This window comes from Nonomuraea sp. NPDC050404 (genome assembly GCF_040655495.1).
In the GTDB taxonomy this organism is placed as follows: domain Bacteria; phylum Actinomycetota; class Actinomycetes; order Streptosporangiales; family Streptosporangiaceae; genus Nonomuraea.
On the sequence record NZ_JBFAKB010000027.1, the window covers coordinates 174017 to 179903 of the forward strand.

At 69.7% G+C, this 5887-nt stretch carries 4 protein-coding genes; 3 read left to right on the plus strand and 1 reads right to left on the minus strand.

All coding sequences use genetic code 11. From position 1 onward, the window contains the following. Positions 1-22 precede the first annotated feature (22 nt). Positions 23-232 (plus strand): MbtH family protein, encoded by a 210-nt coding sequence (locus AB0I81_RS49545; RefSeq protein WP_360673785.1) that lies wholly within the window; start codon positions 23-25, stop codon positions 230-232. A 99-nt stretch (positions 233-331) separates the two neighbouring features. Next, complete coding sequence (locus tag AB0I81_RS49550) at positions 332-1069, plus strand: class I SAM-dependent methyltransferase (RefSeq protein ID WP_360673788.1); 738 nt, start codon at positions 332-334, stop codon at positions 1067-1069. A 147-nt stretch (positions 1070-1216) separates the two neighbouring features. Here the strand turns inward: AB0I81_RS49550 and AB0I81_RS49555 are convergent, their stop codons facing one another. Continuing rightward, a complete protein-coding gene (locus AB0I81_RS49555) occupies positions 1217-2545 on the minus strand; it encodes a lysine N(6)-hydroxylase/L-ornithine N(5)-oxygenase family protein (RefSeq protein WP_360673791.1) in 1329 nt (442 codons plus the stop codon). A 375-nt stretch (positions 2546-2920) separates the two neighbouring features. On the opposite strand from AB0I81_RS49555, the gene AB0I81_RS49560 reads away from it, so the two are divergent. Continuing rightward, positions 2921-5887 (plus strand): SpvB/TcaC N-terminal domain-containing protein (locus tag AB0I81_RS49560; RefSeq protein ID WP_360673794.1); only part of this gene is annotated, 2967 nt, incomplete at its 3' end.

Sequence of the window (5887 nt, forward strand, 5' to 3'; positions counted from 1 at the left end):
AATATCACCTATAGGAGGTCCGATGACCAACCCCTTCGACGACGAGAACGGCTCCTTCCTCGTCCTCGTCAACGACGAGGGCCAGCACTCGCTCTGGCCCGACTTCGCCGAGGTGCCCGCCGGATGGGAGGCGGTCTTCGGGCCGGGCACGCACGCCGCCGCCCTGCAGTACGTCGAGGACAACTGGACCGACATGCGCCCGCTCAGCCTGCAGCGGGCCATGGACCGATAACCACCTGTGACCTGGGACGGCCCGTGGCATCACCGCCGCGGGCCGCCCCCATCACCACGGAGGAGACCAGATGAGAGACGACCTGGCCGGGACTTTCCTGTGAGCGGGGTCGCGGAGGAGCGCTACGCGGACTTCTACACCAGGCAGCTGTCCAGCCCGACGCTGCTGCGCATCTACCAGGACGTGTACGGCGCGGACTACCCCGAGGAGCTGCGCCCGTTCGGCTTCGTCACCAGGACCGACCTCGCCCGCTTCACCGACCTGCTGGCCCTGCCCCCTGGGGCGCTGCTGGTGGACCTGGGCTGCGGCAGGGGAGGGCCGGGCATCGAGGTGGCCAGGAAGGCCGGCGCGCGGCTGCTCGGCCTCGACCCGCTGGAGTCGGCCGTGGCGGGCGCCCGCCGCCTCGCCGCCGAGCTGGGCTTCACCGAAGCCGAGTTCGGGGTGGGCGGGTTCACCGAGACCGGGCTGGGGGAGGCGGCCTGCGACGCCGTGCTGAGCGTGGACGCCCTCTGGATGGTGTGGAACAAGCGGGCCGCGTTCGCCGAGGTGGCCCGCGTGTTGCGGCCCGGCGGCCGGCTGGTGCTGAGCACGTGGGAGCCGCCGTACCTCGACCATGCCGGGATGCTGGAGAAGGCGGGGTTCACGGTGACGGCGCGCGAGGAGACCGGGCGGTGGCTCGAACGGCAGACGGAGGTGTACCGGCGGATCCTGCTGGAGTCGCCGGCCCTGGAGTCGGAGCTGGGCCCCGGCGCGGCGGTGCTCCTGGCCGAGGCCCGCGACACCCCTGAGACCCTCCCCACGACGCCCCGCATCATCGTGGCCGCGACCCTGAACTGACGCGAAGGACCGCGCCGCCGTGACGGCCCCGGCCGGACTTTCCGCAACCGCGAGTGACGGCCCCGGCGGGACTTACCGCAACCGTGAGTGACGGCCCCGGCCGGACGTGCCGCCGCCCCCGCCAAGTCGGCGGCGGCGGCACGGTCGTCAGGAGGCGGTCACCGTGGAGCAGCGGGTCAGGAGCGAGTCGCGGATCTCCCCGGCCCTGACCGCCACCGTCGACAGCAGGGTCGAGCTGAGCCCGTGGCTGTGCTCGGTCCCCCCTTGCAGGTAGATGCCGGCGCTGACCTGCGAGGCCAGGCAGACGCTGTGATCCCGCCGGACCAGCAGGGCGTCCTCCTCATCCCGTACGCACAACTTCGCCGCGTCGCCGAGCAACGAGCCGAGGTCGTGCGACCGGTATCCGGTGGCGTGCACGACGAGGTCGGCGGCCAGCGTCTCCCGCTGCCCGGTGGGCAGGTCCTCCACGGTGACGTCCAGCCCGCCGGCGTGCTCGTGCACGGAATGCACGCGGGAGACGTTCAGCATGCGCAGCCGCCGGCGGCCGTGGAAGCCCTCCCGGTACATGGTGGCGTACAACGACTCGATCAGCTCCGTGTCCACCACCGAGTAGTTCGTGCCCCGATGGTAGTCCAGGAGTGAGCGCTTCACCTCGGGCGGAGCGCCGTAGTAGACGTCCACGGCCTCGGGGTCGAAGATCCGGTTGGCGAACGGGCTGTCGTCGGCGGGCGTGTAGCCGTACTTGGCGAAGACGGCGCAGACCTCGGCGTCGGCGAAATTGCGGTGCAGGTAGGCGACGGTCTCGGCGGCGCTCTGCCCGGCGCCGACCACCAGCACGCGGCGCACCGGGCCGCCGCCCGCGAGCCGCTCCGCGACCCGGGGCACGAGCTGGCTGCTGTGCCAGACCCGATCGGACAGGACGGTGCCGGGCGGCAAATGCGGGCGCAGCCCTACGGCGACGGACAGGTTCCTGGCCCGGCGGCGGACCCTCTCACCGGTGGGGGACTCGGTGACCACGTCGAACCATCGGATCTCCCCGGCCTCCTCCACCGGCTCGACGGCCACCGCCTCGGCCGCGTACTCGACCAGCTGTCCCACCCGCCCGGCGGCCCATTCGAAATAGTCATGAAATTCGGCGCGGAGCGGGAACAGGGTCTTCTGATTGAGGAAATCGACCAGCCGGTTTTTCTCCTTCAGATAGCACAGGAAACTGAAATCACTGGTCGGATCCCGCATGGTGACCAGGTCCTTCGGAAAGGAAACCTGCATTGTCGCGTCGTCGATGAGCAGTCCCCGATGCCAGCCGAAACGCGGCTGCCTTTCCAGGAAGCGGGTGGTGATCCGCTCGTTCGGGGCCGCCCCGGAATTGTGCTCGTCGAGGGCGATGGCCAGTGCGAGATTGGACGGCCCGAACCCGATTCCCAGAAGGTCGTACGGAGTGTCCTGTCCGTTCTGCCGGGTGGCATCAGCAGTCATGAGGCCATGTTAATAAGGTTAGCCTATCCTAACAAGAAGGCTGTCGTACGGTCAGGTTGCCGCCACACGACCGGGATGCGGCCGGGGTGCGACGGTTCGCGGCCGGTAGCGGACATCTCTGCGGCACGCGTGACCGAGCGTCCAGGTGATGTGGCTGGTCGGGAGCGTGCCCGTGAACTCTCTGTAACCGGATGCGGCGAATTTCGCCTATGGACATCGGATGATGCCGGTGTTATCGATAAGGCGCGGCCCTGATCACCTGATGCCGCCCTTCTCGCCAAGTCCCACCCTCTCTTGGCCCGCACCCCCCTCAGCGCACATGCCCCGAGCTTGGAGTGGTCAGCAGTGTTCAGCATGCGTTCGCGCGTCTTATCCGTGATCACAGGTTTAGCCGTCTTAGCCGCCGGGCTCGCCCCGGTCACGACACAGAGCGCCGCCGCCCAGTCGGTCTCGCCCGACTGCATCCCAGGAGCCCCGGCGCCGGCCCCCACCCCCACCCCGACTGCGACTCCGACCGGACAGGCTCCCCTGACCGGCACCCGGCCCTTCCGGGCCACCGCCGACGGCAAGACCGCCAAGACGATCACCCATGACGAGGCCCGGCTGGACATCGGCAGCGCGGCGCTGGACGAGCCGGCCGAGATCGGGATCACGCCGCTCACCGAGGAGCAGCTGCCGGTGCTGGGCGCCGGGATGGACAACGTGACCGAGGCGCCACGGGCCGGTTACCGGTTCACGCCCACGCCGTTCGAGTTCGAGCAGGAGATCACGATCAGCCTGCCGTACGACGCGGCGAAGCTGGAGGCGGCCGGGCTGGCCCCGCAGGACGTGCGGACCTTCTTCTTCGACGAGCAGGGCAGTTGCTGGCGGGCGCTGGTGCGGGTGGCGGTGGACGCCGAGCAGCAGCTGATCATCTCCAAGACCGACCACTTCACCGACATGGTCAACGCCACGGTGAGCGCCCCCGAGGGCCCCGAGCAGGTCTCCTTCGACCCGACGCAGATGTCCGGCATCCAGGCCGGCGACCCTTCGGCGCGGGTCAACCAGATCGCCGCGCCGGTGGCCGACGGTTCGGGCGACGCGCGGCTGACGTACCCGATCGAGACGCCCGAGGGCAGGGAGGGCGTGGAGCCGCAGCTCGCCGCGACCTACTCCGCGGCCTCGCCCAACAGCTGGATGGGCGTGGGCTGGGACCTGGCGATGCCGTCGATCTCGATCGACACGCGCTGGGGCGTGCCCCGCTACAGCGCCGAGAACGAGACCGAGACGTACCTGTTCGGCGGGGAGCAGCTCACCCCCGTGGCGCACCGGGGAACGCCGCCGGCCCGCAGCGCGGACAAGGTGTTCCACCGGCGGGTCGAGGGTCAGTTCGCGCGGATCCTGCGCAAGGGCGACTCGCCGAAGAACTACCGCTGGGAGGTGACCGACAAGTCCGGCACCCGCTGGTCGTATGGCGGGGACGGCGCAGTGCTGGCCGATGACGACGGCAACGTCTTCTCCTGGGCGCTGCGCGAGGTGCGCGACGCCAACGGCAACACCATGCGTTACCAGCACGTCACCGTCGAGGACGCCGGCGTGGCCGGTGGATCGGTGCCGGGCCGGGCCCTGTATCCCAAGAAGATCACCTACACGGGGCACGGGGACGCCGACGGTCCGTACTCGGTGACGTTCCTGCGCGACCGTGAGCTGGGCGAGCCGCGCCGCGCCGACGTGAGCATCACCGCGTCCGGCGGGTTCAAGCAGGTGACCGCCGACCTGCTGCGCCGGGTTGAGGTGCGGCTGAATGACGAGCTGATCCGCCGCTACGACTTCGTCTACGCGCAGGGCGCGTTCAACAAGACCCTGCTGTCGAAGATCCAGCAGTATGACGCCGCCGGGAAGTTGTTCAACAGCCACGAGCTGGGCTATTTCGATGACATCCGGGACGCCTCGGGCGTCTACACGGCTTTCCAGCGGGTGGAGTGGACGTCGCCGGACGACGGGTTGTCCAACGGGCTGGTCAACGGGATCCGGCCGGGTGCGGGTGAGGCCGGCGCGTTGAACGGCAACACCTCCACCAGCGCGGGTGGCCATCTGTACACCGGCTGGGGGCCGTTGCCGAGTAAGTCGAACTCGGTCGGGGTCAAGGCCGGGTTCAGCCGTAGTTCCGATGAGGGTCTGCTGGCGCTGGTGGATGTGGACGGCGACAGCCTGCCGGACAAGGTGTTTGCGTCGGGCGGCGGATACGTCTTCCGTAAGAACCTGTCCCGGCCGGGCGGGGAGCCGCGCTTCGCCGACCAGACCACGCCGCTGCGTAACCTGCCGGGCATTTTCGACCAGGACTCCAGTTCGCGCACGGTCGGTGTCGAGGCCTACCCGGGCGGCGGCGCGGTGCAGCTGGATTATGTGGACACGATCAGTACCACGGACCGGTACTTCAGTGACGTCAACGCCGATGGCATCACCGACCTGGTGAACGGGGAGAGTGTGCTGTTCGGCCGGATCGGCGCGGATGGGGTGCCGGTGTTCGGCGCGGCGGCGGACACGCCGGTGCCGATCGGCGGCAGCGAGGCGGACGCCGAGGGTCTGCTGCCGGATTACGCGGCCGACCGTGCACGGCGGGAGCAGTCGTTCCCGCTGGTGGACACGTTGCGGCGGTGGACCGCGCCGTTCGATGGCACGGTCGCGGTGACCGGCGCGGTGACGCTGAACGCGGTGGAGGGGGAGTTGCCGGCGTTCGCCGACCCCGATGGGGTGCGGGTGGCCGTGCAGCACGAGAACGCCGAGTTGTGGTCGGCCCGGATCGAGGCCGGTGACCGTGACGCGCATACCCCGCAGGGGGTGGATGCGATCCGGGTCGGCAAGGGCGATCACCTGTATTTCCGGGTCGGTTCGGTGCACGACGGTTCCGCCGATCGGGTGAGCTGGGATCCGGTGGTCACCTACACCGGCGTGCCGGAAACCCTCGATGCCAACGGTCTGTCGCTGAGCGCCTACACCGCCTCGAAGGACTTCACCCTGGCCGGGCGCGCGGCCACGGTGACGGTGCCGCGGGACGGCACCTTGAATTTGAGTGGCGCGCTGACCAAGAGCGCGGTCACCACCGACGACCTCACCATCCTGATCACCCGCGCCGGTGCGCCGGTGTTCCAGCAGCAGGTGCCGGCCGCGTTCACCGGTGAGGTGCCGGTGACCGCGACGGTTGCGGTCACCAAGGGCCAGGCGCTGACGTGGCGGATCAAGACGGACACGCCGATCGACGTGACCACGCTGAGGTGGACGCCGACGGCCGCCTACGCGGAGACCTCGCCGGTGCCGGATGAGTTCGGGCAGGAGTTTTCCGCGCCGTACGACATCGACACC

What these genes read in the sequence shown, in the direction of transcription:
- AB0I81_RS49545 (WP_360673785.1), top strand. Translation starts at nt 23, where the DNA reads ATGACCAACCCCTTCGACGACGAGAACGGCTCCTTCCTCGTCCTCGTC.
- AB0I81_RS49555 (WP_360673791.1), bottom strand. Translation starts at nt 2,545, where the DNA reads ATGACTGCTGATGCCACCCGGCAGAACGGACAGGACACTCCGTACGAC.